Annotated in this window: 22 protein-coding genes; 17 read left to right on the forward strand and 5 right to left on the reverse strand. The window is 62.6% G+C overall.

Features of this window, described 5'->3' with window-relative positions; translation table 11 throughout:
- Position 1: 1 nt before the first annotated feature.
- Complete coding sequence (locus tag EB231_RS26935) at positions 2 to 1360, reverse strand: NAD(P)-binding domain-containing protein (protein WP_172351475.1); 1359 nt, start codon at positions 1358 to 1360, stop codon at positions 2 to 4.
- Positions 1361 to 1621: 261 nt separating this feature from the next.
- Between EB231_RS26935 and EB231_RS26940 the strand changes: the two genes are divergently transcribed.
- Positions 1622 to 2341, forward strand: a complete 720-nt coding sequence (locus tag EB231_RS26940) for a helix-turn-helix domain-containing protein (protein ID WP_172351476.1) — start codon at positions 1622 to 1624, stop codon at positions 2339 to 2341.
- Between the two features lie 45 nt (positions 2342 to 2386).
- Here EB231_RS26940 and EB231_RS26945 read toward each other — a convergent pair whose 3' ends face one another.
- The 4 genes from EB231_RS26945 to EB231_RS26960 all read right to left on the reverse strand — a co-directional run bounded on the left by EB231_RS26945 (position 2387) and on the right by EB231_RS26960 (position 6251).
- Positions 2387 to 3427, reverse strand: a complete 1041-nt coding sequence (locus EB231_RS26945) for a heme-dependent oxidative N-demethylase family protein (RefSeq protein ID WP_172351477.1) — start codon at positions 3425 to 3427, stop codon at positions 2387 to 2389.
- A 90-nt stretch (positions 3428 to 3517) separates the two neighbouring features.
- Positions 3518 to 4483: a PDR/VanB family oxidoreductase gene (locus tag EB231_RS26950; RefSeq protein WP_172351478.1), complete on the reverse strand. Its 966-nt coding sequence runs from the start codon at positions 4481 to 4483 to the stop codon at positions 3518 to 3520.
- Positions 4480 to 5076, reverse strand: a complete 597-nt coding sequence (locus tag EB231_RS26955; protein WP_172351479.1) for a dimethylamine monooxygenase subunit DmmA family protein — start codon at positions 5074 to 5076, stop codon at positions 4480 to 4482. Before EB231_RS26955 ends, EB231_RS26950 begins: the two co-directional genes overlap by 4 nt.
- 41 nt (positions 5077 to 5117) lie before the next feature.
- The gene (locus tag EB231_RS26960; protein WP_172351480.1) at positions 5118 to 6251 is read right to left on the reverse strand and encodes an aminomethyltransferase family protein; all 1134 of its coding nucleotides are present in this window, start codon (positions 6249 to 6251) and stop codon (positions 5118 to 5120) included.
- Between the two features lie 286 nt (positions 6252 to 6537).
- Here EB231_RS26960 and EB231_RS26965 point away from each other — a divergent pair, with 286 nt between their 5' ends.
- The 16 genes from EB231_RS26965 (at position 6538) to EB231_RS27040 (ending at position 23960) form a co-directional block, all read left to right on the forward strand.
- The gene (locus tag EB231_RS26965) at positions 6538 to 6825 is read left to right on the forward strand and encodes a hypothetical protein (protein WP_172351481.1); all 288 of its coding nucleotides are present in this window, start codon (positions 6538 to 6540) and stop codon (positions 6823 to 6825) included.
- Between the two features lie 12 nt (positions 6826 to 6837).
- Positions 6838 to 7215: a hypothetical protein gene (locus EB231_RS26970; protein ID WP_172351482.1), complete on the forward strand. Its 378-nt coding sequence runs from the start codon at positions 6838 to 6840 to the stop codon at positions 7213 to 7215.
- 15 nt (positions 7216 to 7230) lie between these two features.
- Entirely contained in the window at positions 7231 to 7392 is a 162-nt protein-coding gene (locus tag EB231_RS26975) for a hypothetical protein (RefSeq protein ID WP_172351483.1), read from the forward strand.
- A gap of 14 nt (positions 7393 to 7406) precedes the next feature.
- A complete protein-coding gene (locus EB231_RS26980) occupies positions 7407 to 8801 on the forward strand; it encodes an APC family permease (RefSeq protein ID WP_172351484.1) in 1395 nt (464 codons plus the stop codon).
- A 45-nt stretch (positions 8802 to 8846) separates the two neighbouring features.
- Positions 8847 to 9536 carry a hypothetical protein gene (locus EB231_RS26985; RefSeq protein ID WP_172351485.1) on the forward strand — a complete coding sequence of 230 codons (690 nt, stop codon included), beginning with the start codon at positions 8847 to 8849 and terminating at the stop codon, positions 9534 to 9536.
- On the forward strand, positions 9533 to 9862 hold the full coding sequence (locus EB231_RS26990; RefSeq protein ID WP_172351486.1) for a hypothetical protein: 330 nt from the start codon (positions 9533 to 9535) through the stop codon (positions 9860 to 9862). The genes EB231_RS26985 and EB231_RS26990 overlap by 4 nt, the downstream gene beginning before the upstream one ends.
- An 85-nt stretch (positions 9863 to 9947) precedes the next feature.
- Positions 9948 to 10844, forward strand: coding sequence for a class II glutamine amidotransferase (locus EB231_RS26995; RefSeq protein WP_172351487.1), 897 nt, complete (start codon positions 9948 to 9950; stop codon positions 10842 to 10844).
- Positions 10845 to 10848: 4 nt separating this feature from the next.
- Positions 10849 to 11580 carry a GltB/FmdC/FwdC-like GXGXG domain-containing protein gene (locus EB231_RS27000; RefSeq protein ID WP_172351488.1) on the forward strand — a complete coding sequence of 244 codons (732 nt, stop codon included), beginning with the start codon at positions 10849 to 10851 and terminating at the stop codon, positions 11578 to 11580.
- 6 nt (positions 11581 to 11586) lie between these two features.
- Complete coding sequence (locus EB231_RS27005) at positions 11587 to 12915, forward strand: FMN-binding glutamate synthase family protein (protein WP_172351489.1); 1329 nt, start codon at positions 11587 to 11589, stop codon at positions 12913 to 12915.
- Between the two features lie 33 nt (positions 12916 to 12948).
- Positions 12949 to 14256, forward strand: a complete 1308-nt coding sequence (gene glnT, locus EB231_RS27010) for a type III glutamate--ammonia ligase (protein WP_172351490.1) — start codon at positions 12949 to 12951, stop codon at positions 14254 to 14256.
- A gap of 93 nt (positions 14257 to 14349) precedes the next feature.
- The gene (locus EB231_RS27015) at positions 14350 to 15603 is read left to right on the forward strand and encodes a sarcosine oxidase subunit beta family protein (protein WP_172351491.1); all 1254 of its coding nucleotides are present in this window, start codon (positions 14350 to 14352) and stop codon (positions 15601 to 15603) included.
- 10 nt (positions 15604 to 15613) lie between these two features.
- Positions 15614 to 15889: a sarcosine oxidase subunit delta gene (locus EB231_RS27020; RefSeq protein ID WP_172351492.1), complete on the forward strand. Its 276-nt coding sequence runs from the start codon at positions 15614 to 15616 to the stop codon at positions 15887 to 15889.
- Positions 15889 to 18870, forward strand: coding sequence for a sarcosine oxidase subunit alpha (locus EB231_RS27025; protein ID WP_172351493.1), 2982 nt, complete (start codon positions 15889 to 15891; stop codon positions 18868 to 18870). Before EB231_RS27020 ends, EB231_RS27025 begins: the two co-directional genes overlap by 1 nt.
- Positions 18863 to 19489, forward strand: coding sequence for a sarcosine oxidase subunit gamma (locus EB231_RS27030; RefSeq protein WP_172351494.1), 627 nt, complete (start codon positions 18863 to 18865; stop codon positions 19487 to 19489). The genes EB231_RS27025 and EB231_RS27030 overlap by 8 nt, the downstream gene beginning before the upstream one ends.
- A 141-nt stretch (positions 19490 to 19630) precedes the next feature.
- Positions 19631 to 22000, forward strand: a complete 2370-nt coding sequence (locus tag EB231_RS27035; RefSeq protein ID WP_172351495.1) for a DUF1989 domain-containing protein — start codon at positions 19631 to 19633, stop codon at positions 21998 to 22000.
- A gap of 250 nt (positions 22001 to 22250) precedes the next feature.
- A complete protein-coding gene (locus EB231_RS27040) occupies positions 22251 to 23960 on the forward strand; it encodes an APC family permease (protein WP_172351496.1) in 1710 nt (569 codons plus the stop codon).
- The last annotated feature ends 69 nt before the right edge of the window (positions 23961 to 24029 follow it).

Consider the following 24029-nt stretch of genomic DNA (forward strand, 5'->3'; position numbering starts at 1 on the left):
CCTATTCCGCCGCGACGCCCTTCACCTCGAGATAGCTCTCCATGGAATCGTCCAGCGCCTGCAGCCAAGGCGTATGGTGCAGCGGCGCCATGGTGCCGGTCATCAGCGAGCGGTAGGCGTGATCGCGGAAACTCATGATGTCTTCCGCCTTGTGGTGCTCCCACTCCATGAAGGTCTGGTTGACCGCCTCGACATCGAACCCCGGATAGTCGGTCTGCTCCATCAGTTCCTTGGTGTAGTCACCCTGGAACCAGATCATCTGCTCGGCGTCTTCCAGCGTTTCCTCGCGCGCGCGCCACTTGGCGCTGTGCTCGGCCATCGCCTTGGCGGAGGGGAGCTTGATGCGGCCCATGATGACGTCGCGCGCGTACCAGGCCTGCGCGTCGAACATGTTGAAGGTGTAGAACTGATCCTGCATGCCGATATAGAACAGCTTCGGATTCTTCTCCCAGACGACGCCCTCATAGAGGTCCAGCGGCCACATGCGGTTGGCGGTCTTGAGCTTCAGATCGTCGGTGAGGAAGGGGAAGGAATGCAGGTAGCCGGTGCACAGGATAATGGCGTCGACATCCTTGGTGGTACCGTCCTTGAAGTGAGCCGTCCTGCCGACCACCTTCTGCAGCAGCGGCACTTCCTTCCAATTCTCCGGCCATTTGAAGCCCATCGGCTTGGAGCGGTAGCTGGAGGTGATCGATTTGGCACCGTATTTGTAGCATTGCGAACCAATGTCCTCGGCTGAATAGGAGCGGCCGATGATCAATATGTCCTTGCCCTTGAACTCCATGGCGTCGCGAAAATCATGACTGTGCAGGATGCGGCCGTTGAAGGTGGAAAAACCTTCGAAATAGGGCACATTGGGCACCGAGAAATGCCCGGAGGCAACGACGACATTGTCGAATTCTTCGGAATAGGTGACGTCGTTGGTGCGGTCATGCGCGGTGACGGTGAATTTCTTGGTCTCGTCCGAGAAAGTGACCATGCGCACGGGGCTGTTGAAGCGCACCCATTTGCGCACGCCGGATTTTTCGACGCGGCCCTTGATGTAATCCCACAGCACGGCGCGCGGCGGATAGGAACCGATCGGCCGGCCGAAATGCTCCTCGAAAGTGTAGTCGGCGAATTCCAGGCATTCCTTTGGCCCGTTCGACCAGAGATAACGGTACATCGAACCGTGCACGGGGTCGCCATGTTCGTCGAGGCCGGTGCGCCAGGTGTAGTTCCACAGGCCGCCCCAGTCGGATTGCTTTTCGAAGCAGACGATTTCGGGAATCTCGGCGCCCTTGTCGGCAGCCGACTTGAAGGCCCTGAGCTGTGCCAGCCCGGACGGTCCGGCTCCGATGACGGCAACGCGAGTTTTCATTTCCAGGCCTCCTCTTTTTTGATTTCCCCAGCGAAACAAATTTCACTGGGAGTGACAGTAATTGGCCCTTCCGCGCTGTCAACAGACATCTGCTGGAACGGCATTTGCGCGCAACGGATTCCTGATGAAAAACCCGCAGCGATTGCAATCGCCGAGCCGGCACATGCGACACAAGATGGCTTGCCGTCGCGGTTGCGCTCATGTATCGGCACCTGAGATGTTCACCGTGAGTGAAATAAATCCTGAGGTTGCGGGGGCGAGATGGCAAAGACAATTTCCGGTTCGAAGGCTCGTCCTGGTTCCGCAAAAGCCAAGCCGCTGCCGAAGGTCTCGGCGGACGGCAAAACCATCCGCGCGCCGCTGACGCAGAACCCACACGCCATCCGCGACACACGCGAGAAAGTGCTGGAGGTCGCGATCGGCCGCGAGGTGCGGGCGTTCCGCAAGAAGCTCGGCATCACCGTCGCCGATCTCGCTGTCGCCACCGACATTTCGCTGGGCATGCTGTCGAAGATCGAGAACGGCATAACCTCGCCGTCGCTGACCACCTTGCAGGCGCTGTCACGGGCGCTCGGCGTTCCCGTCACCGCTTTCTTCCGTCGCTTCGAGGAAGAGCGAAGTGCTGTCTTCGTCAAAGCCGGCGAAGGCCTCGATGTCGAGCGCCGCGGCACACGTGCTGGTCACCAGTACAATCTGCTTGGCCATATCGGCTCCAACACCAGCGGCGTCGTCGTCGAGCCCTATCTGATCAGCCTGACCGAGGACTCCGATGTGTTCCCGACCTTCCAGCATGAAGGGATGGAGTTCCTCTATATGCTGGAAGGCGAGGTCGTCTACCGGCACGGCGGCAACCTCTATCCGATGAAGCCCGGCGACAGCCTGTTCTTCGACGCGGACGCGCCACACGGACCCGAACAGCTGACGAAACTGCCGATGCGGTATTTGTCGATTATTTGCTACCCGCAGAACAGCGCGGGTTAGCTAATCTCCTCCCCTCGTGGGGAGATTAGCAGCTTCGGCGGCAGCTCAGTCCGGCCCAAACCCCGGGCTGGTAACACTCCCGTCATCCAGCCTCGACAGCCACTCCACCAGCGTCGGGCGGTAACGCGTCAGGCCCTTGTAGGTCGCGAGTTCTTCAGGCAGGTCGCGGATGACGCGGTGCAGGCGCCGCGCCCATTTCGGCTGCGTCACCAACTCGTCCATCTTGATCAGGTAGCAGCGGATCGGAAAGACGATGCCATTGGAGCGCGGCAGCCGCCAGAAGCTCTGCAGCTCGACGCGCAGATGGACCTTGTCGCCGACATTTTCCGGCGTCACGGTTGTCCGGTCCGGACCCCATTTGTGATAATTTTCCGGGCTTGTGTCGAGGCGCGGATTGATGGTCATCGTCCAGTTGAGACGACGCGCCGGCTTGCCTTGCTGGATGTTGGTGAGGAACTTCAGCGCCCGGGTAAAAATCCCCTTCTCATGCGCCAGCGGCACCGGCGCGTGCCACTCGAAAAAATTCATGCCTATGTCGAAATCGAGCGACCAGTCGGCCTGGGTGGTGACCATGCCGGCATCCATCCACAGATTGCCGTCGCGCTGATCAAGGATGCAGAAATCGCCCTGGCTCTGCCTCGTGATATATTCCATCGGGCCGTAAGGCAGCGTCGAGGTGTCGCCGAAGGTGAAGGTATCGTCGATGCCGAGCGGCCGGTTGATCCAGCGCCAGCGATCACCGTCGCGCGTCAGCGTGAAATGCTCGGGATAACCAAGCGCCTGCTGCTCCATCAAAAGCTCAAGCAGGTCCCAGCCGGCCAGCGTCATGTGCGGCAACGATTGGCAGCGCAGCGGATCCTCGGCCAGCACCAAAGCGCGATCCTGCATCTCGGCGACATAGTGTTCGTCGACATCGATCAGGTTTTCGAGCACGCTGCCCTTTGGGCCGACGACATGCGGCTCGATGTTGACGGCATACATATAGGCGTCTTCGTGGAACGGGAACGGGAACCGCCTGATATGCTCGGGGCTGTTCCTGAATGTGAAATCGTCGCGGAACGTTTCCTTGCGAAAGGTGATGCCCATGATTTCCTCCTAGAGCGGGATGCCCGCTCTATCTCTTTGTTTAGCCGCATTTCTGCGATGCCAAGTGTATCCACTTGGCTGCAAAATGCTCTACCGCTCCAGCACCAGCGACCGGCCCTCGAAGCGCGACACGCACGGCATGATCTTGCAACCGGAGCGATGGTCTTCCTCGCTCAGCCAGTGGTCGTTGTGGATGAACTTGCCATCGTAGGAGATGACGTTGGTCTCGCACTGGCCGCAGACGCCGCCGCGGCAGAGATAGGGCGGATCCACGCCGGCCGCCTCGATGGCCTCGAGCAGGCTCTGCTGTTCGCCGACGCGGATCGTCTTGCCGCTGACGGCCAGCGTCACGTCGAAGGGCAGTCCGGGCTGGGGTGCCGCGAAATGCTCGAAATGCACGGCTTCCGACGGCCAGCCCAGGCTTGCCGCACGGTCGCGCGCCCAGTTGATCATGCCGGCCGGGCCACAGACATAGAGATGCGTGCCGAGCGGCTGCGTCGACAGCAGCCGGTCAAGGTCGATGCGCTCGTCGCGGTCGTCATGGTAGAGCCTGATGCGTCTGTCGTAACGCTCCCGCAGCACGTCGGCATAGGTGCCGAGCGAGGCGGTGCGGCAGGTGTAGTGCAGTTCGAAATTGCCGCCCTCCCCGGCCAGCTGCGCGGTCTGCGCCATGAAGGGCGTGATGCCGATTCCACCGGCCAGCATCAGGTGTTTTTTCGCCCTGAGATCGAGCGAGAACAAATTGACGGGATAACTGATCACCATCTCCAGCCCGGGCTTGACGGAGCGATGCATGAACAGCGAGCCGCCGCGGCCGACATCGTCGCGGCGCACCGAGATCGTGTATTCGCGCGTGTCGAGCGGCGAACCCATCAGCGAATAGGGATTGAGCCGGGTGCGATCGCCGTCGCGCATCTCGACCACAACATGGGCGCCACCGGAGAAGGTCGGCAACATCTGCCCGTCGCGCCGGCGGAAATGGAAGCGGGTGACCAGTTCGTTGACCGGTACGACGTCGCTGACCACGACATCAAGCTTGGTGGTGCCGGTGCTCATGGGAAGGTCTCCTCCATCGGAGGATTCTCCGAGCGATCCTCGGCGTTGATGCACACGCCCTGGAAAGCGGCGAGGCGCCTGGAATAGTGATCGCGCACCAGAAGCAGCAGCCCACAATGCGAACAGGTAGCGGGCTGCGTCGTCACGTTTTCGGTGATGCCTTTGCAGTGCACGCATTGCATGCGCCGTGCCAAGGAACCGCGATGCTCGGTCTGCATGGAGGTATGGTCGATGCCGGCTTCGAGCGCTACTTGCATGGCCTGGCCGATCAGGCCTTCGGTGCCGGCGAGGTAGAGGCGCAGGCCCATATGGGCATTGGCCAGCGTCTGCTTCAGCCTCGGCAGCAGGCTGGCGAAGGACGGCGCGAGATGGAACTGGGCCGGCCTCAGCCCTTCGAGCGCGCCGATATGCTTGCTGTCGGGCCCCGGGATAAAGACGATCTCGGCCCCGTCGAAGAAACCGGGCGGAGCCATCTTTGCCATATCGACGATCGCCAGCGCGCCTTCCGCATCGGCGATGAAAAGATGATGCTTGCCGGGCTGCGGGGACAGGGTCCCGTAAATGGGCCGGCTGATGATGGTCTTGGCTGCCATTCTCTCTTTGTGCCTTAAAACCCCTCGCTGTTTATGATGCCTCAACCCTTGGCGGTACGCTTGGTCTTTTTGGGATCGTCGAAAGGCAAGGGCTGCGCGGTCGCCTTGATCGATCCGCTCTTGTTGCGGATCTCGAGCTTGGTATCCTTGACCGCGCAGTCGACGTCGAGGCGGGCGATGCCCATCGATTTCTTGACCAGCGGCGAATACATGGCACATGTCACCACGCCGACCTTTTTGCCGTCGCGGTAGACTGGTGCGCCTTCGTCGGCGGGCTCCTTGCCGTCGAGCAGCACGCCATAGATCTTGAAGCGCTCCTTGCCCTTCAGCCGGTAGTGTTCCTCGGCCCCACGGAAGCCGGTCTTCCCAGGGCTGACGGTGAAGTCGAGGCCGAGCTCCCACAGCGTGTCGCCGGGGCCTTCGTTCTCGAACGGATACTTTTGGGAATTATCGTAGGGGTAGAAAAGCAAATAACTTTCGACACGCAGCATGTCGAGCGTGGTGAAGCGGCACGGAATGATGCCGGCGCTCTTGCCCTCGTCGAGAATCCTGTCCCAGATCGTGCCGGCGTCCTGGCCGCGGCAGAAGATCTCGTAGCCGCGCTCGCCGGTGTAACCGGTGCGCGAGATCATCACCGGGAAACCAAACAGCTGCGTCTGCATATGATGGAAGTAGTTGAGATCGCGGATACCGGGCACGTGCTTGGCCAGATAATCGACTGCAGTCGGTCCCTGCAGCGACAGATCGTGCAGATTGTCGTCGAAGCGCAGCGAGACATCGCGGCCCATCGCGGCGCGCTGCAATTCCTCATGGCCGGTGCCCGAACCATGCACCACCATCCAGCTGTTCGGGCCGGTGCGGTAGAGGATGCAGTCGTCGGTGAATTTTCCCGCCTCGTTCAACATGCAGGCATAGGCCGACTTGCCCGGATAGATCTTCTCCACGTCGCGCGTGGTGGCAAGGTCGATGAGATGCGAGGCATGCGGCCCTGATATGTGAACCTTCTTGAGCCCCGACACGTCCATCAGACCGGCCTTGGTACGGATGGCGATGTACTCTTCGTCGGCGTCCTTGTCGTAGGTCCAGGCGGTCCCCATGCCGCTCCAGTCTTCGAGCTTCGAACCCAGCGCGCGGTGGCGATCCGCCAGGGTCGAAAATCTCCAGGATGCCGTCATCCGCTCGTCCTCCGTTCAAAAATCCACTGTTCCCTGCTCCTTGGCGCGGAGGCCGGAGCTTTGGCTTGAATATTGACCGCAAACGCGGGAGAGCCGCAATCCCCTGAAAGCAAATAATTTCATTGTCAGGCAAAATTGGCCGTCCCGAGCAAATGGTTAACCCGACGTAAATTCATCTTGACAATTGCGGGAAACGGTCTGAATTTATGAAAAAAATTTCACTCTCTTGAAAGAGAGCGGTGCGCGGAGGATTCGGAACCGGGCGCCGGGAAAAGGGGAGAAACCGATGTCAGACCTGCAGCAGCGCATCGAAGCGCTGTACCGTTCCGACTTGCGCGGAGCCGCGTTGCTGATCATCTGCCTGTGGGCGACGATCCTCTTCGTCCTGCTGATGACCTGGCCACACATACCCGATGCCGGGATCAAGCTCGTGGTGGCAATCGCGGCCGCCGCGGTGCTGATCTTCAACACGGCCGCCATCCTGGCGATGGTCAAGCACTACAAGGAAGATAAGGACTTCATCTACGGGCTCGATATCAAGAACGCCGACGCCTTCCGCAACCGCAAGTCCTGAGGGGTAGAGAGCATGTCCCGCTACACGCCGCCGGAGCAGAGCAAGGCCGGGCAGATCTTCGATATCGTCGTGGTGGTCGTCGCCATATTCGTGGCGCTGTGGCTGCCGCTGAAACTGGGTCTTGCCGGAGCCGCCAAATCCATCGACGCGCTCGACGCCAAGACCTGGGAAGCGCTTGGCCAGAACCCGACGATGGCCTCGATCTGGGAAAAGCTCGGCTACACGCCCGAAACCGCGCACGACATCATCCAGAACCGTTTCCACTACGTCATCGACTGGCCGACGCTGATCATCATGGCGGCGGTGCTGGTCGGCTATTTCGTCTTCCTGTTCCGCGCATCCGACCGCGAATATCGCGACGTCATCAACGAAAAGTTCGACGACAAGTAATCCGGGGGACGCATCATGTGGGTGGCACTCTCTTACGCATCTTGGGGCATATCGATCGTGCTCGCGCTGTGGATGCTCTACGACTGGTTCAAGGTGGATACCACCTATACCGAGGATGTCCTGACTTCCTCACGCGAAGGCGAGCTTGAAGCCGTTTCCGAAAAACACCGGATCTGAGTGGGGATTGAACAATGACGATCACGCTTGAGCCGGTAATCCACGGGGACAGGGTCTCACTGCTACGCGTGCTTGGCCCGGCCCATGTCTGGGCGCTCGGCGTCGGCATCGTGCTGGTCGGCGAGTTCACCGGCTGGAATTTTGCCGCCGACAAGGGTGGCGCGCTGGCGGCGCTGATCGTCTGCTGGATCGTCGGGCTGCTCTACACCTCGGTCGCCATGATCGATTCCGAGGTGACATCGACCGTCGCCGCTGCCGGCGGCCAATACGCGCAGGCCAAGCACATCGTCGGACCGCTGATGGCTTTCAACGTCGCGCTGTTCCTAGTCTTCGCCTACACCATGCTGGAAGTGTCCGATGCCATCCTGCTCGGCGACACCATCGTCGCCAAGGCCGGCGTCGAAGGGCTCACGCACAATTCCTTCATCGCCGCCACCATCGTGGTGCTGGCGTGGCTCAACTATCGCGGCGTGCTGATGACGCTTAACGTCAACTTCGTCATCACCGCGATCGCCTATATCGCTATCGTCATCCTGTTCTTCTCGGTCAGCCCGTGGACGCAAGGCGCCGTGCTGAAGCTCAATGAGCTGGTCACTCCCGAAAACGCTCTGCCCTATGGCTGGATCGGCGTCATCGCCGCCTTCCAGTTCGGCATCTGGTTTTATCTCGGCATCGAAGGCACAACGCAGGCGGCCGAGGAAGTGCGCTCGCCGGCCCGCTCCCTGCCCTACGGCACCATGGCTGGCATGATCACGCTTCTGATCGCCGCCGCCATGACCTGGTATGTCTGCGCCTCCCTGATGCCGTGGGAATATCTCGGCATCACCTACTATCCGCTGTGGGACGCGGGCAAGCTGACCGGCAGCCCGCTGCTCGAGAACCTTTTGTTCATCGCGACGCTGCTGGCGGCGCTTGCGTCGGCCAATGGCTGCATCAACGACGCGGCACGGGCCTGGTTCTCGCTCGGCCGTGACCGCTATCTGCCGAGTTGGTTCTCGGCCGTACACCCGAAATATCGCACGCCCTATCGCTCGATCCTGTTCCTTTTGCCGATCGCGCTTGCCTTCGCCTTCATCGCCGACCTCAACCAGGCGATCACCTTCTCGATCCTGTCGGGCGTGCTGCAATATACGTTCATGAGCATCAACATCATCATGTTCAGGAAGAAGTGGCCGCTCGGCTCGATCCGCCGCGGCTACACGCACCCCTTCCATCCGCTGCCGGCGATCGTGCTGTTCTGCCTGTGCGTGGTGACCTTCTTCGCGATCTTCCTTGGCTTCGGTTCGCAGCTGATCGCGATGGTCGCCTTCTACTTCCTGATCTCGCTGTGGTTCCATTTCTACCGCTACAAATTCGTGCGGCGCGGCGACCAGTTCACCATGCCGTGGCCGAAGCCGCAGGGCTATTGATGGGAGAAGGCCCGTCCGGATACTGGGCGGGCCTGGCATGACGAAATGTCCGACGTGACGTCAGCACTGCTTGCCGGAGCAATTGTCCTGGCCCTCGTCCTTCACCTTGCCTGGCTGGCGCGCGCCAGCCGCAACAGGGCGGCAGTGGCGCTCGCCGTCGAACAAGCCAACATCCGCACCGTCATTGCCGACGCAGCCGATGTTTCGGACGGCACCGCCGGTGTCCTCACCTGGGAAGGATCTTGGAATGGCCAGCGCGTCCAGATACGCACCATCGTCGACACGCTCGCGACGAGAAAACTTCCGGCGCGCTGGCTGAGCGCCTCCATCACCGAAAAGGTGGCGGTGCCAGGCACTTTCGACATGATGATGCGGCCGGGGTCGCCAACGACCTTCTCCAATTTCGATCATCTCGATCATACGCTGCCGAAGAGTTCGGCATTGCCGGCCGAGGCTGTGGTGCGGACGGATCGCAAAGGCGTCCGCTTCCCGCAGGAGATCATCGCCGATCACCTGGGGATCTTTTCCGAAGGGCGCGCCAAGGAACTGCTGATCACTCCGAACGGAGTGCGCATCGTCTGGCTGCTGGCGGAGGCGGAACGCGCGCGCTACGGCGTCTTCCGGCAAGCCGAATTTGGCGACGCCACGCTGGACCCGACACAGATCGAGAGACTGCTGGAATCAGCGTCGACGCTTCGCGACGCCATCAACAGAAACGACAGGCAAGCCGCATGACCAATTCAGCCGCCGCACCCGCGCCTCCAAACCCCTATCTGGTACTCGGCGCGGCAATCGTCCTGCCGGCTAGCGGACATGTCATTCTCGGAGTGCCGGTGCGCGGCCTGCAGTTTCTTTTCTTCATGGTGATCCTGGCATGGGTGACGGCCAAGATCGCCCCGCCTGATGCCAGCTTCGTCGGCCGCCATGCGGGGGGCTTCCTGATCTATGCCTTGTCGGTCCTCGATGCCTACAAGTTGGCCCGCATCCGTCATGCCCAATGGGTTCACAGTGCCCGGCAGGACAGCGATAGTGGGCATGGCGGCATTGCGCCGCATACGTAACTAGAGGAAAATTTTTTTCATATGATTGAATTTATGGGACTCATTCGATACATCATCGTCTAGCTACAAACGCCGGGAGGCTGACATGTGCGGAATCGTCGGACTTTTTTTGAAGGACAAGTCGCTTGAGCCTCAACTCGGCTCGATGCTGTCGCAGATGCTGATCTCGCTCAGCGATCGCGGCCCGGACAGCGCCGGCATCGCCATCTACGGCGCGCCTTCCAAGAATGAAGCCAAGATTACCATCCAATCGGCCAAGCCGGAGCGCGATTTCCGCGGACTTGACACCGAACTCGCCAAGGCCATCGGAACGCCGGTGAGCATCGCGGTGAAATCGACCCATGCCGTGGTCAGGACCACGCCCGCCAAGATCGACGAAGCGCGCGAGGCCATCCAGGCACTGCGTCCCGACATCCGCATCATGGGTGCCGGCGACGTTGTCGAAATCTACAAGGAAGTCGGCCTGCCAGAGGCGGTGGTCGACCGTTTCGACGTCCGCAGCATGACTGGCACGCATGGCATCGGCCACACCCGCATGGCAACGGAATCGGCGGTGACGACGATGGGCGCGCATCCGTTCTCGACCGGCGCCGACCAGTGCCTGGTGCACAATGGCTCGCTTTCGAACCACAACAATGTCCGCCGTGAGCTGGTTCGCGAAGGCATGAAATTCGAGACCGAGAACGATACCGAAGTCGCGGCCGCCTATCTCTCCTCGCAGATGGCGCATGGCAAGAATCTCGGCGAAGCGCTGGAAGGCACGCTCTCCGATCTCGACGGCTTCTTTACCTTCGTCGTCGGCACCAAGAACGGCTTCGGCGTCGTGCGCGATCCGATCGCCTGCAAGCCCGCCGTCATGGCCGAGACCGACCAGTATGTCGCCTTCGGCTCGGAATATCGCGCGCTGACCAAGCTGCCCGGCATAGACAATGCGAGGGTCTGGGAACCGGAACCCGCAACCGTCTATTTCTGGGAGCATTGAGTTCATGCCGGCAACCAAACTTTCGAAGGCCGCGACGCAAGACCACGCCTCCCGAATCTTCGATCTCGATGTGTCGTCGCTGCGCGAGCTCAACCAGGCGCTGCACAATCTGGCTCCCGGCTCGAATGAAACGGCATGGGAAGTGCTGCACCCGAAGGGCAGCCATTCGGTCGCCGTCGGGGTCGACCAACCTGTTACCATCGATGTGCGTGGCAGCGTCGGTTACTACTGCGGCGGCATGAATTCCGGCAGCACCATTACCGTCCATGGCTCGGCGGGCCCCGGTGTCGGCGAGAACATGATGTCGGGATCGATCATCGTGAAAGGCGATGCCAGCCAGTATGCCGGCGCAACCGGCAAGGGCGGCCTGCTGGTCATCGAAGGCAACGCGTCGTCGCGCTGCGGCATTTCGATGAAGGGCATCGACATCGTCGTGCACGGTAATATCGGCCACATGTCGGCCTTCATGGCGCAGTCCGGCAATCTGGTGGTGCTGGGCGATGCCGGCGACGCGCTGGGCGATTCCATCTACGAGGCGCGGCTGTTCGTGCGCGGCAAGGTCGACAGCCTGGGTGCCGACTGCATCGCCAAGGAGATGCGGCCCGAGCATCTCGAGTTGCTGCAAGGCCTGCTCGACCGCGCCGGCATCACCGGCGTCAAGCCGTCGGAGTTCAAGCGCTACGGCTCGGCGCGCACGCTCTACAATTTCAATATCGACAACGCCGACGCGTATTGAGGCAGCATGACCTACAAGAATCCGCCGACGACGCCGCGCAAATCCGCGACCTTCGACGACTACACGCTTTCCGAAATCCGCCGCGCCGCGGCAACCGGCATCTATGACATCCGTGGCGGTGGCGCCAAACGCAAGCTGCCGCATTTCGACGACCTTCTGTTCCTCGGCGCCTCGATCTCGCGCTATCCGCTCGAAGGTTATCGCGAGCGCTGCGACACCAGTGTCGTGCTGGGCTCCCGCCATGCCAAGAAGCCGATCGAACTGAAGATCCCGATCACCATCGCCGGGATGAGCTTTGGCTCGTTGTCCGGCCCGGCCAAGGAAGCCCTCGGTCGAGGCGCGACGCTGGCCGGCACCTCGACCACCACGGGCGATGGCGGCATGACCGAGGAAGAGCGCGGCCATTCCAAGACGCTGGTCTATCAGTACCTGCCATCCCGCTATGGCATGAACCCGCGCGACCTGCGCCGGGCCGATGCCATCGAGGTCGTTGTCGGCCAGGGCGCCAAGCCCGGTGGCGGCGGCATGCTGCTCGGCCAGAAGATTTCCGACCGTGTCGCAGAGATGCGCACGCTGCCCAAGGGCATCGACCAGCGCTCGGCCTCCCGCCACCCCGACTGGACCGGACCCGACGATCTCGAGATCAAGATCCTCGAACTGCGCGAAATTACCGACTGGGAAAAGCCAATCTACGTCAAGGTCGGCGGCGCGCGCCCCTATTACGATACAGCGCTTGCGGTGAAGGCCGGCGCCGATGTCGTCGTGGTCGACGGCATGCAGGGCGGCACGGCCGCCACGCAGGAAGTGTTCATTGAAAATGTCGGCCAGCCGACGCTCGCCTGCATCAGGCCGGCGGTGCAGGCGCTGCAAGATCTCGGCATGCACCGCAAGGTGCAGCTGATCGTCTCCGGCGGCATCCGCAACGGCGCCGATGTCGCCAAGGCGCTGGCGCTAGGCGTCGATGCCGTCTCGATCGGCACGGCAGCCTTGGTCGCGCTCGGCGACAACGATCCGCGCTGGGAGGCGGAGTACAACGAACTCGGCACCACGGCCGGAGCCTATGACGACTGGCATGAGGGCCGCGACCCCGCCGGTATCACCACGCAGGATCCCGAACTGATGAAGCGGGTCGACCCGGTGGCCGCCGGCCGCCGGCTGGCCAACTACCTCAAGGTGATGACGCTCGAGGCGCAGACCATCGCCCGCGCCTGCGGCAAGAACAGCCTGCACAATCTCGAGCCCGAGGATCTCGTCGCGCTCACCATCGAAGCCGCCGCCATGGCTGGCGTACCGCTGGCCGGCACCAACTGGATACCGGGGAAGAACGGCTTCTAACATCACGAAATCCATAAGCGAGGGAACTACATAATGGGGAACGATCTCGCCGCATTCGCCAAGGAGAACGGCGTCAAATATTTCATGATCTCCTACACCGACCTGTTCGGTGGCCAGCGCGCCAAGCTGGTGCCGGCGCAAGCCATCGCCGACATGCAGAAGGACGGCGCCGGCTTCGCCGGGTTCGCCACCTGGCTTGATCTGACGCCGGCGCATCCGGACATGCTGGCGGTGCCGGATCCGGATTCGGTCATCCAGCTGCCATGGAAGCCCGACGTCGCCTGGGTCGCCGCCAACTGCGTCATGGACGACAAGGAGGTCGACCAGGCGCCACGCAACACGCTGAAGCGACTGATCTCGGAGGCTGCCGGCGACGGCATGCATGTGAAGACCGGCGTCGAAGCCGAATTCTTCCTCATCTCCCCGGACGGCAGCGTCATCTCCGACAAGTACGACACGGCCTCAAAGCCCTGCTACGACCAGCAGGCCGTGATGCGCCGCTACGACGTCATCGCCGAGATCTGCGATCACATGCTGGCGCTGGGCTGGGGGCCCTACCAGAACGACCACGAGGATGCCAACGGCCAGTTCGAGATGAACTGGGCCTTCGACGATGCGCTGGCAACCGCCGACAAGCATTCGTTCTTCAAGTTCATGGTCAAGTCGGTGGCCGAGAAGCACGGCCTGCGCGCCACCTTCATGCCAAAACCGTTCCAAGGCCTGACCGGCAATGGCTGCCATGCCCACATCTCGGTGTGGGACAGGGCCGGCAAGACCAATGTCTTCGCCGACAATTCGATGGAGCTCGGCCTGTCGGCCAAGGGCAAGAATTTCCTCGGCGGCATCATGAAGCATGCCTCGGCCTTGGCCGCGATCACCAACCCGACGGTCAACTCCTACAAGCGTATCAACGCGCCACGCACCATCTCGGGCGCGACCTGGGCGCCGAACACCGTCACCTGGACCGGCAACAACCGCACCCACATGGTGCGCGTGCCAGGCCCCGGCCGCTTCGAACTGCGCCTGCCGGACGGTGCGGCCAACCCTTATCTGTTGCAGGCCGTCATCATCGCCGCCGGCCTCGACGGCATCCGCTCGAAGGCCGACCCCGGCAAGCGTTACGATATCGACATGTACCAGCACGGCCACACGGTGAAGGGCGCGCCGAAACTGCCGCTCAACCTGCTCGACGCGCTCAGGGAGTTCGACAAGGATAAATCGCTGAAGACGGCGCTGGGTGAGGAATTCTCGTCGGCTTACCTAAAGCTGAAGCACCAGGAATGGAATTCCTATGCTTCGCACTTCACGCAATGGGAGCGCGACCACACGCTGGACATCTAGAAGCATCGGACCGAAAAGTGCGAAGCGGTTTTCGGGTGAATCCGATGCGTTAAGAAAAGGTCCCAGCGGTGCGAGCGACCTCGGAATGAACTGATGAAATACTCGATCTTCTCGCTCGCTCGTGCCGCCCTTTCCGGCCACAAGACCTGGCAGCGTACCTGGCGCGACGCCACGCCGAAGGATCGCTATGACGTGGTCATCGTCGGTGGTGGCGGCCATGGCCTGGCCACGGCCTGGTTCCTCGCCAGCGAATACGGCATCAGGAACGTCGCGGTGCTGGAAAAGGGCTGGATCGGCTCCGGCAATGCCGGCCGCAACACCACCATCATCCGCTCCAACTACGGCCTGCCCGGCAATACCGGCTTCTACGAACTGTCGATGAAGCTGTGGGAGCGGATGGAGCAGGATCTCAACTACAATTCGATGGTCAGCCAGCGCGGCGTCATCAACCTTTACCATTCGGACGCGCAACGCGACGCCTATGCGCGGCGCGGCAACACGATGCGTATCAACGGCATCGACGCCGAACTGCTCGACCTCGCAGCAGTCAAGAAGATGATGCCGTTCCTGAATTTCGACAATGCGCGCTTTCCCGTGCAAGGCGGGCTGTTGCAGCGGCGCGGCGGCACGGCGCGGCACGACGCCGTGGTCTGGGGCTACGCCCATGCGGCGAGCGGGCTCGGCGTCGACATCATCCAGAATTGCGAGGTGACAGGCTTTGTCAGGGACGCCAACGGCAAGGTAACCGGCGTCGAGACCTCGCGCGGCAGGATCGGCGCCGGCAGGGTCGGCATGGCGGTCGCCGGCTCCTCGTCGCGCGTCGCTGATATGGCGGGGCTGCGCCTGCCGATCGAAAGCCATGTGTTGCAAGCCTTCGTCTCAGAGGCGATCAAGCCGCTGATCCCCAACGTCATGACCTTCGGCGCCGGCCATTTCTATGTCAGCCAGTCGGACAAGGGCGGGCTGGTCTTCGGCGGCGACATTGACGGCTACAATTCCTACGCCCAGCGCGGCAATCTGCCCGTGATGGAGGATGTCTGCGAGGGCGGCATGGCACTGATGCCGATGATCGGCCGCGTGCGCCTGCTGCGCCAGTGGGGCGGCATCATGGACATGTCCATGGACGGTTCGCCGATCATAGACAAGACGCCGGTCGACGGGCTCTATCTCAACGCCGGCTGGTGCTATGGCGGCTTCAAGGCAACGCCGGGTTCCGGCTTTGTCTTTGCCCATCTTCTGGCCCGCGACACGCCGCACGAGGAGGCAGCACGGTTCCGCCTCGACCGGTTCCGGACTGGCGCCATGATCGACGAAAAGGGCCAGGGCGCCCAACCGAACCTGCACTGAGGACGGTCACATGCGTATTGTCTGTCCCTTCTGCGGCGAACGCGAACTCGGCGAGTTCACCTATCTCGGCGACGCCAAACCGGTGCGGCCGGCGACTGGCGCTGCGGAAGACGAGGTTTACGACTATGTCTATCTGCGCGACAACATCGCCGGCGTGATGAGCGAGAACTGGTATCATGGCGGCGGATGCCGGGCCTGGCTGAAAGTCACGCGCAACACGCTGACGCATGAGATTTCCGCAGTCGAACCGGCACTGGGCGCCGGTGCCGCGAAGGTTGACGCGTGATGGCCGGCGCGCAGACAAACCGGCTGGACAATGGCGGTCTCATCGACCGCTCGGCGCAGTTGAACTTCCGCTTCGACGGCAAGAGCTTTTCCGGTTTCCAGGGTGACACGCTGGCGTCCGCGCTCGTTGCCAATGGCGTCAAGCTGGTCGGCCGCTCGTTCAAGTACCATCGCCCGCGCGGCATCCTGACATCAGGCTCGGAAGAGCCCAACGCGCTGGTCGAGTTGCGCACCGGCGCCCGGCGTGAGCCGAATACCAAGGCAACGACGGCGGAGCTCTACGAGGGGCTGGAAGCAGCCAGCCAGAACCGCTGGCCGTCACTGCGCTTTGACGTCATGTCGGTCAACCAGCTGTTCGCGCCGATCTTCGTTGCCGGCTTCTACTACAAGACCTTCATGTGGCCGGCGAAGTTCTGGGAAGCGATCTACGAGCCGGCGATCCGCCGCGCCGCGGGCCTTGGCCGCGCCGCCGGTGTTGCCGATCCCGACCACTACGACAAGGCCTGGGCACATTGCGATGTGCTGATCGCAGGCTCCGGTCCGGCTGGCCTTGCGGCGGCACTTGCTGCGGGCCGCAGCGGCGCCCGCGTCATCCTGTGTGAGGAAGATTTTGCGCTCGGCGGCCGCCTGCTCTCGGATGGCGGCACGATAGATAGCCTGCCGGCCGGCCAATGGCTGTCGCGGACGCTGGCCGAGCTCGCGGCAATGCCCGATGTCCGCATCATGACCCGCACGACGCTGTTCGGCGTCTACGATGGCGGCACCTATGGCGCGCTGGAGCGGGTCAACGACCACCTGCCCTCGCCGCCCGAACACCAGGTCCGCCAGCGGATGTGGCGGATCGTGGCGAAGCGCTGTGTCGTCGCGGCCGGTGCCATCGAACGGCCGATCGTCTTTGCCGGCAACGACACGCCCGGTGTGATGATGGCCTCGGCGATGCGCACCTATGTCAAGCGCTACGCCGCCACTCCCGCAAAACGCGTCGCGCTGTTCACCAACAATGAGGATGGCTGGCGCACGGTCGAGACCGCACTTGCAACCGGACTGCAGATCGCCGCGGTGATCGACGCGCGGGCCGACGTCTCCCCTGCCCATCGCTCACTTGCCTCCAAGGGCGACTTCCCGGTGCTGCACGGCGCTGTCAGTGGCGTTGACGGCGGAAAGGATGGCGTGAGGAAAATCATCGTGTCGCTGACCGGTGGGGCGCGCGCGGAGGTCGAGGCCGACGGGCTTGCCGTTTCCGGTGGCTGGAATCCGGCGGTCGGGCTCACCTCGCATCATCGCGGCCGGCCAAAATGGCGCGACGACATCGCCGCCTTCGTCCCCGACGGCGCACCTCCCGGCATGGTCGCAGCGGGTGCGGCCAACGGCGATTTCGGCCTCGGCGCCTGTCTGAGCCAGGGGTTTGCCGCCGGCGCGGCGGCGGCGCGTGATGCAGGACATGAAGGCAAGGCAGGCACCGCGCCCGGCGCCGACGACGAGGCGTTCTCCCTAACGCCGCTCTGGCATGTCGCCGGCAAGGGCAAGGCATTCGTCGACTACCAGCACGATGTCACCGCCTCCGACATTGAACTGGCGCAGCGCGAGGGTTTTGAATCGGTCGAACATCTGAAGCGCTACACGACGCTCGGCATGGCGACCGACCAGGGCAAGACCTCGAACGTTGCCGGCCTCGCCATCATGGCGGCGGTGAGCGGCCGCTCCATTCCCGAGACAGGCACGACGATCTATCGGCCGCCTTATGTGCCGGTTGCCATCGGTGCCTTTGCCGGCCATCATCGCGACGAGACTTTCCACGCGACGCGGCTGACGCCGTCGCATCACTGGGCAGCCGAACAGGGTGCCGTCTTCGTCGACACCGGGCTGTGGAAGCGCGCGCAATGGTATCCCCGCGCCGGCGAGAAGGACTGGCTGGAATCGGTGACCCGCGAGGTCAGGGCGGTGCGAAGCGGCGTCGGCTTCTGCGATGTCTCGACGCTCGGCAAGATCGACGTGCACGGCCCGGATGCCGGCGCCTTCCTCGACCGCGTCTACATCAACACTTTCTCCAACCTCGCCGTTGGCAAGGCGCGCTACGGGTTGATGCTGCGCGAGGACGGCATCGTCTACGACGACGGCACGACGTCGCGGCTGGCCGAGGACCATTACTTCCTCACCACCACCACGGCGAAGGCCGGACTGGTGATGCAGCATCTCGAATACTGCCGGCAAGTGCTGTTCCCGGAACTCGACGTCCAGCTGACCTCGGTCTCCGACCAATGGGCGCAGTTCTCCATCGCCGGACCGAAAACCCGCGATCTGCTCAAGGAGATCGTCGACCCGGCGGAAGACCTGTCGAACGAAGGTTTTCCATTCATGGGCACGCGCGAAGTCGCCTTGCGCGGCGGCATCAAGGCGCGGCTGTTCCGCATCTCCTTCTCCGGCGAGATGGCGTTCGAGATTTCCGTGCCAGCGCGCTATGGTGAAGCGATGGCGCGCAATCTGATGCTGGCCGGCAGACAATTCGGCGTCACGCCTTACGGCACCGAGGCGCTCGGCGTGATGCGCATCGAGAAGGGTCACATCGCCGGACCGGAACTGAGCGGCACGACGACGGCCGCCGACCTTGGCCTCGGCAAGATGATGTCCACCAAGAAAGATTTCATCGGCCGTGTCATGGCCGGCCGCGAGGCGCTGGCCGCGCCGGATCGTCAGGTCGTCGTCGGCGTCAAGCCCACGGACAGAGCGCGCCGGCTGCGCTCCGGTGCGCACATTATCCCGAAGGGGCAGACGCCCGGGCCAGGCAACGACCAAGGCTATATCACCTCGGTCTGCTTCTCGCCGACATCAGACCAGTGGATCGGGCTCGCGCTCGTCGAGCGCGGCCGCGAACGCATCGGCGAGATCGTCCATGCGCATGACCCGATACGCGGCGAAGACTATGATGTCGAACTGTGTAATCCCGTCTTCTACGATCCGGATGGAGGGCGCCAGCGTGGCTGAGTTTTCCTGGGACATCCGCAGTCCGCTCGAGCGGGCGCTCGTATCGGGTGCGTATGGCGCACGTGGCGATGCCGGCGTCTTGCTGGCCGAGATCCGCAATTTCGACCTCGTCCAGGTGATGGCGCGGCGCGGCAAGGCAGCCGACATGGCCAAGGCCGCGAAGGGCAGGTTCGGCGTTGCCGCTCCGGAAACGCCGAACGCGATCGCCGCGGCGGACGCAACACTGATCTGGTCGGGACCGGATCAGTTTTTTGTCCTGTCCAAGGGCGGCAAGCATGGGACGGGAGCGCTTGCGCCTGCCTTTGCCGCATCGACGTCGCTGTCCGACCAATCGCATGCGCGCGTACTGATCAGTGTCTCCGGCGCCAAGGCACGCGCAATGCTGGCCAAGCTGTCTTCGATCGATCTGCATCCCGATACGTTCGCGGTTGGGACGGCTGCCGCGACCTCGATGGATCACACCAGCGTCACGCTCTGGCGCGGCAATGACGGGGCGGATGGGTCGGCGGTGTTCAACGTTCTTGTGTTTGCGACTTTTGCCGAAAGCCTGTGGCACACGATGCTGGACTCAGCTGCGGAGTATGGCGTCAACATCGAGCATTCCGAGGAACTGACTTAGCGCTTGTACGCGCCTCTCCCTTCTCCCTTGCGGGGAAGCAAGAAAGAGCAGCCGCCTTGCCAAACGCAACCGCGCTGCTATTCTTGCTGCTAAAATAATTTCACACACAGGCAAACTTGTTTCTCGAACCGCAAGGCTGAGATGAACCAGTCGCCCTACCCCACGGTCACAGCAGGACCGCCGCGCCCAAGCCTCATCCTGAGGCCCGGCCAGATCGTGCTGCCGCCGGGCATGGAACGCTATACAATCCAGGGCAATGGCGCGGCGCTGATCGAAGTCGAGGCCGGCGATACGATCACGGTCCGCAATGTCGAGGGTGGCCAGGCCTGCGAACTGCTGGCCTGGGACGTCACAGGCGCCACCGATGCCGCCATCCTCGGCGAAAGATCCAACAGCAATGCCGCAGGCATCAAGGCGTTGCTGACCGAAGGCGATGACAGTCTCGCTGCCCTGCGGCGGGGCATCTCGCGCCGGCAAGTTCAGCTTGACCAGGCCAAGGCAGTCCGCGTCTTCGGCAGTGCCACGCCTGCAGGCACCGAACAGGGTTTCATCGTCGCTCGCGACGGCTCGATGATCGTCGCTGCACCCGGCGGCCCGATGCTGGTCGATGGCCACGACACGGCAACGCCGCTTACGGTTGTCGTGCGCCGCGCCACGATCCGCCTGAAGACAAAATCGCAGTTGGCCGATCCACTCGCCGATCCGGTGCTCGACCTCAGGGTGCACTCGGCAACCGCCGAATCCTATTTCGTCAAGGCGGGCGACTATCTGCAGATCATCGATGTCGACGGGCGCCAGTGCACCGACTTCCAGTGCTTTTCGGCGCGCAAGCTCGACAAGGGCCTCGACCATCCGCTCGACGTGACCACGACACGCACGCTGATGGGATCAAGCTATCCGATGCCCGGCCTGCATTCGAAGTACTATGACCAGGACATGGAGCCGCTGGTCGAGGTGGTGCAGGACACGTGTGGTCGACATGACGCCTTCGCGCTCGCTTGCGCGGCCAAATATTACGACGACATCGGCTATCCCGGTCACACCAATTGCTCGGAGAACTTCAACCGCGCGTTGTCGGACAAGGGCGTCAATCCCCGCGCCGGCTGGATGGCGATCAACTTCTTCTTCAACACGGCGATCGACGCGCACGGCGTCATGGTGTCTGACGAGCCGTGGTCCAGGCCGGGGGACTATGTGCTGCTGCGCGCGCTCACCGACATCGTCTGCGTTTCCTCCGCCTGCCCCGACGACACGACGCCGGCCAATGGCTGGGACCTGACCGACATCCACGTGCGGACCTATTCCGGCCAGCACAAATTCTCGCGAGCGATCGCCAGACGCATGACGCCCGATTCGGAACCGAAAATGACCCGCGAGACAGCCTTTCATTCGAGCTTTGCCAAGCACACCCGCAACTTCGTCGAGTACAGGGGCTATTGGCTGGCCAACTCCTTCGCCAAGGATGGGCCGATAGCCGAGTACTGGGCATGCCGGCAGGACGCGGTGATCATGGACCTGTCGCCGCTGCGCAAGTTCGAGGTCACCGGCCCGGATTCCGAAGCGCTGCTGCAATACACGCTGACCCGCGATGTGAAGAAACTCGGCGTCGGCCAGGTCGTCTACTCCGCCATGTGTTACGAGCATGGCGGCATGATCGACGACGGCACGCTGCTGCGGCTCGGCAAGGACAATTTCCGTTGGGTCGGGGGCGACGATCTTTCCGGCGAATGGCTGCGCGAGACGGCAAAAAAGCTCGACCTCAACGTGCTGGTGCGCTCGTCAACCGACCAGATGCATAATGTCGCCGTGCAGGGCCCGAAAAGCCGCGACATCCTCAGAGAAGTGATCTGGACTTCACCGTTGCAGCCATCGATTGATGAGCTCGAATGGTTCCGCTTCGCCGTCGCCCGCATCGGCGGCGGCAACGGCGTACCGGTCGTCGTCTCACGCACCGGCTATACTGGCGAGCTCGGCTACGAGATATGGTGCCATCCGCGCGACGCAGAAAAGGTGTTCGACGCCATATGGCAAGCCGGCCAGCCGCATGGGCTGAAGCCAATGGGCCTGCAGGCGCTCGACATGGTGCGCATCGAGGCCGGACTGATCTTCGCCGGCTACGAATTCTCGGACCAGACCGACCCGTTCGAGGCCGGCATCGGCTTCACCGTGCCGCTGAAGAGCAAGACCGATGATTTCGTTGGCCGCGAGGCGCTGATCCGGCGCAAGGAAAACCCGCAAAACAGACTGGTCGGCCTCGACATTGACGCCAATGTCGCTGTCGGCCATGGCGATTGCGTCCATGTCGGCCGTGCCCAGATCGGTGTCGTCACCTCGGGCATGCGTTCGCCGGTCCTGAACAGGAACATCGCGCTGGCTCGGCTCGACGTCACCCATGCGGCCATCGGCACCGAGGTCGAGATCGGCAAGCTCGACGGCCATGCCAAAAGGCTGCCGGCGCGTGTCGTCGCCTTCGCCCACTACGATCCACAGAAGACCAGACCGCGTTCCTGAGCATTGCCTTCAGGACAGGCAAAACCGCGCCAGCAGCGCCGCGAGGCGTATGCTTGCGTGCGCGCGCAAGCGTGATGTGTACGGTTTCACAAAACGCTTGACCTGAAAGCGCGCCGGATCAATCTTCACTCTTAAGAAAAAAAAACGACTGAGTGGAAACATTGGAGTCGTGTCGTCATGGGCCGGGGAGCAAGCTTCGCAAAGTCGAGGCATCGCCGGCGGGGAACATCGAAAAGGGGAAGTCACTGACATGAGCACCATAAGCACGACCCTGGAACAGCCTGCCGAGGGCAAGCTGCTCAGGCATATCGACTGGCGCGGCGCCTTCTGGGTGGCAAGCGGCGTTCCGGCACTGGTTCTGTTTTCGATCGGCGGCATTGCCGGCACGACCGGGACGCTGGCCTTCCTGATCTGGACGGTGTCCATGATCATGGGTTTCCTGCAATCCTTCACCTATGCCGAGATCGCCGGCCTGTTCCCGAACAAGTCCGGCGGCGCCTCGATCTACGGCGCCACAGCCTGGCTGCGCTATTCCAAGTTCATCGCGCCGCTGTCGGTGTGGTGCAACTGGTTCGCCTGGTCGCCGGTGTTGTCGCTCGGCTGCTCAATCGCCGCCGCCTATATCCTCAACGCGCTGGCGCCGGTGCCGCTGTTCACCGAGACCTCGGCGGAAGTCGTCGCCTATATCGCGGCGCATGCCGGAACGGCACCCGCCGACGCCATCACCGCCGTGACCGCGGCCGCAACGCCCGCAATCCGCAACTGGACGCTGTACAGCCACACGCTGGGTCCGGTTTCCTTCACGTTCAATGCGACCTTCTTCATCGGCGCGGTGCTGATGCTGATCATCTTCTCGATCCAGCATCGCGGCATCCTCGGCACCGCCAATGTGCAGAAGTATATCGGCCTGCTGGTCATCATCCCGATGCTCATCGTCGGCGTCGTGCCGATCGTCACCGGGCAGATCAACTGGGCGAATTTCTCGCCGCTGGTGCCGCTGGCCGCCGCCTATGCGCCCGAGCCAGGCGCCTGGAACATCGCCGGGTGGACGCTGGTGCTCGGCGGCATGTTCATCGCCGCCTGGTCGACCTACGGCTTCGAGACCGCCGTCTGCTACACTTCCGAATTCAAAAATCCCGGCACCGACACGTTCAAGGCCATCTTCTATTCCGGCCTGCTCTGCATGCTGTTGTTCATCCTGGTGCCCTTCACCTTCCAGGGCGTGCTGGGCCTCAACGGCATGCTGGCAACGCCGATCGTCGACGGCTCCGGCGTCGCTGACGCGCTTGCCGGCATGGTAGGCGGTGGCAAGCTCATCCACAGCCTGCTGGTGATGCTGATGATCCTGGCGCTGGTGCTGTGCATCATGACGGCGATGGCCGGCTCCTCGCGCACGCTCTATCAAGGCTCGGTTGACGGCTGGCTGCCGCGCTATCTCAGCCACGTCAACGAGCATGGCGCGCCGACCCGTGCCATGTGGACCGACCTCTGCTTCAACCTGATCGTACTGGCCATCGCCTCGGCCGATGCGACGAGCTTCTTCTTCATCCTCGCCGTGTCGAACTGCGGCTACATCATCTTCAATTTCCTCAACCTCAATGCCGGCTGGATCCACCGCATCGACAACGGCCATATCGCACGGCCATGGAAGGCGCCGACCTGGCTGCTCGGAATCGGAGCCATCTTCGCCTATGTCAACGCGATCTTCATGGGCGCCGGCGCCAAGGTGTGGAACCCGATGGCGCTGTGGGCCGGGCTGATCACCGCGGCGCTGATCATTCCGGTGTTCTGCTTCCGCCACTACATCCAGGACAAGGGCAAGTTTCCCGACCACATGCTGGCCGATCTCGGCATGACGGGAACTGACCTCTCGGTGAAGAAAGCGGGCATGCTGCCCTATCTGACGCTGGTCGCCGGCGTGGTCGTGATGCTGATCGCCAACTGGATATTCGTCATCTGACAGAGGCAACTTAACAGGTATCGGGCGCGCTTCGGCGCGCCCGATATTTTCGGCCACCGGCCGGGGGCT

It is taken from the genome of Mesorhizobium sp. NZP2298, assembly GCF_013170825.1.
Taxonomy (GTDB): Bacteria; Pseudomonadota; Alphaproteobacteria; order Rhizobiales; family Rhizobiaceae; genus Mesorhizobium.

Excerpts from the sequence above, each read along its gene's own strand:
- EB231_RS26955 (WP_172351479.1), bottom strand. The coding sequence starts at position 5,076 with ATGGCAGCCAAGACCATCATCAGCCGGCCCATTTACGGGACCCTGTCC.
- EB231_RS27040 (WP_172351496.1), top strand. The coding sequence starts at position 22,251 with ATGAGCACCATAAGCACGACCCTGGAACAGCCTGCCGAGGGCAAGCTG.
- EB231_RS27000 (WP_172351488.1), top strand. The coding sequence starts at position 10,849 with ATGCCGGCAACCAAACTTTCGAAGGCCGCGACGCAAGACCACGCCTCC.
- EB231_RS26980 (WP_172351484.1), top strand. The coding sequence starts at position 7,407 with ATGACGATCACGCTTGAGCCGGTAATCCACGGGGACAGGGTCTCACTG.
- EB231_RS26950 (WP_172351478.1), bottom strand. The coding sequence starts at position 4,483 with ATGAGCACCGGCACCACCAAGCTTGATGTCGTGGTCAGCGACGTCGTA.
- EB231_RS26940 (WP_172351476.1), top strand. The coding sequence starts at position 1,622 with ATGGCAAAGACAATTTCCGGTTCGAAGGCTCGTCCTGGTTCCGCAAAA.
- EB231_RS26975 (WP_172351483.1), top strand. The coding sequence starts at position 7,231 with ATGTGGGTGGCACTCTCTTACGCATCTTGGGGCATATCGATCGTGCTC.
- EB231_RS26990 (WP_172351486.1), top strand. The coding sequence starts at position 9,533 with ATGACCAATTCAGCCGCCGCACCCGCGCCTCCAAACCCCTATCTGGTA.
- EB231_RS27005 (WP_172351489.1), top strand. The coding sequence starts at position 11,587 with ATGACCTACAAGAATCCGCCGACGACGCCGCGCAAATCCGCGACCTTC.
- EB231_RS26935 (WP_172351475.1), bottom strand. The coding sequence starts at position 1,360 with ATGAAAACTCGCGTTGCCGTCATCGGAGCCGGACCGTCCGGGCTGGCA.
- EB231_RS26960 (WP_172351480.1), bottom strand. The coding sequence starts at position 6,251 with ATGACGGCATCCTGGAGATTTTCGACCCTGGCGGATCGCCACCGCGCG.
- EB231_RS26985 (WP_172351485.1), top strand. The coding sequence starts at position 8,847 with ATGTCCGACGTGACGTCAGCACTGCTTGCCGGAGCAATTGTCCTGGCC.
- glnT (WP_172351490.1), top strand. The coding sequence starts at position 12,949 with ATGGGGAACGATCTCGCCGCATTCGCCAAGGAGAACGGCGTCAAATAT.
- EB231_RS27025 (WP_172351493.1), top strand. The coding sequence starts at position 15,889 with ATGGCCGGCGCGCAGACAAACCGGCTGGACAATGGCGGTCTCATCGAC.
- EB231_RS27035 (WP_172351495.1), top strand. The coding sequence starts at position 19,631 with ATGAACCAGTCGCCCTACCCCACGGTCACAGCAGGACCGCCGCGCCCA.
- EB231_RS27020 (WP_172351492.1), top strand. The coding sequence starts at position 15,614 with ATGCGTATTGTCTGTCCCTTCTGCGGCGAACGCGAACTCGGCGAGTTC.
- EB231_RS26945 (WP_172351477.1), bottom strand. The coding sequence starts at position 3,427 with ATGGGCATCACCTTTCGCAAGGAAACGTTCCGCGACGATTTCACATTC.
- EB231_RS26965 (WP_172351481.1), top strand. The coding sequence starts at position 6,538 with ATGTCAGACCTGCAGCAGCGCATCGAAGCGCTGTACCGTTCCGACTTG.
- EB231_RS27015 (WP_172351491.1), top strand. The coding sequence starts at position 14,350 with ATGAAATACTCGATCTTCTCGCTCGCTCGTGCCGCCCTTTCCGGCCAC.
- EB231_RS26970 (WP_172351482.1), top strand. The coding sequence starts at position 6,838 with ATGTCCCGCTACACGCCGCCGGAGCAGAGCAAGGCCGGGCAGATCTTC.
- EB231_RS26995 (WP_172351487.1), top strand. The coding sequence starts at position 9,948 with ATGTGCGGAATCGTCGGACTTTTTTTGAAGGACAAGTCGCTTGAGCCT.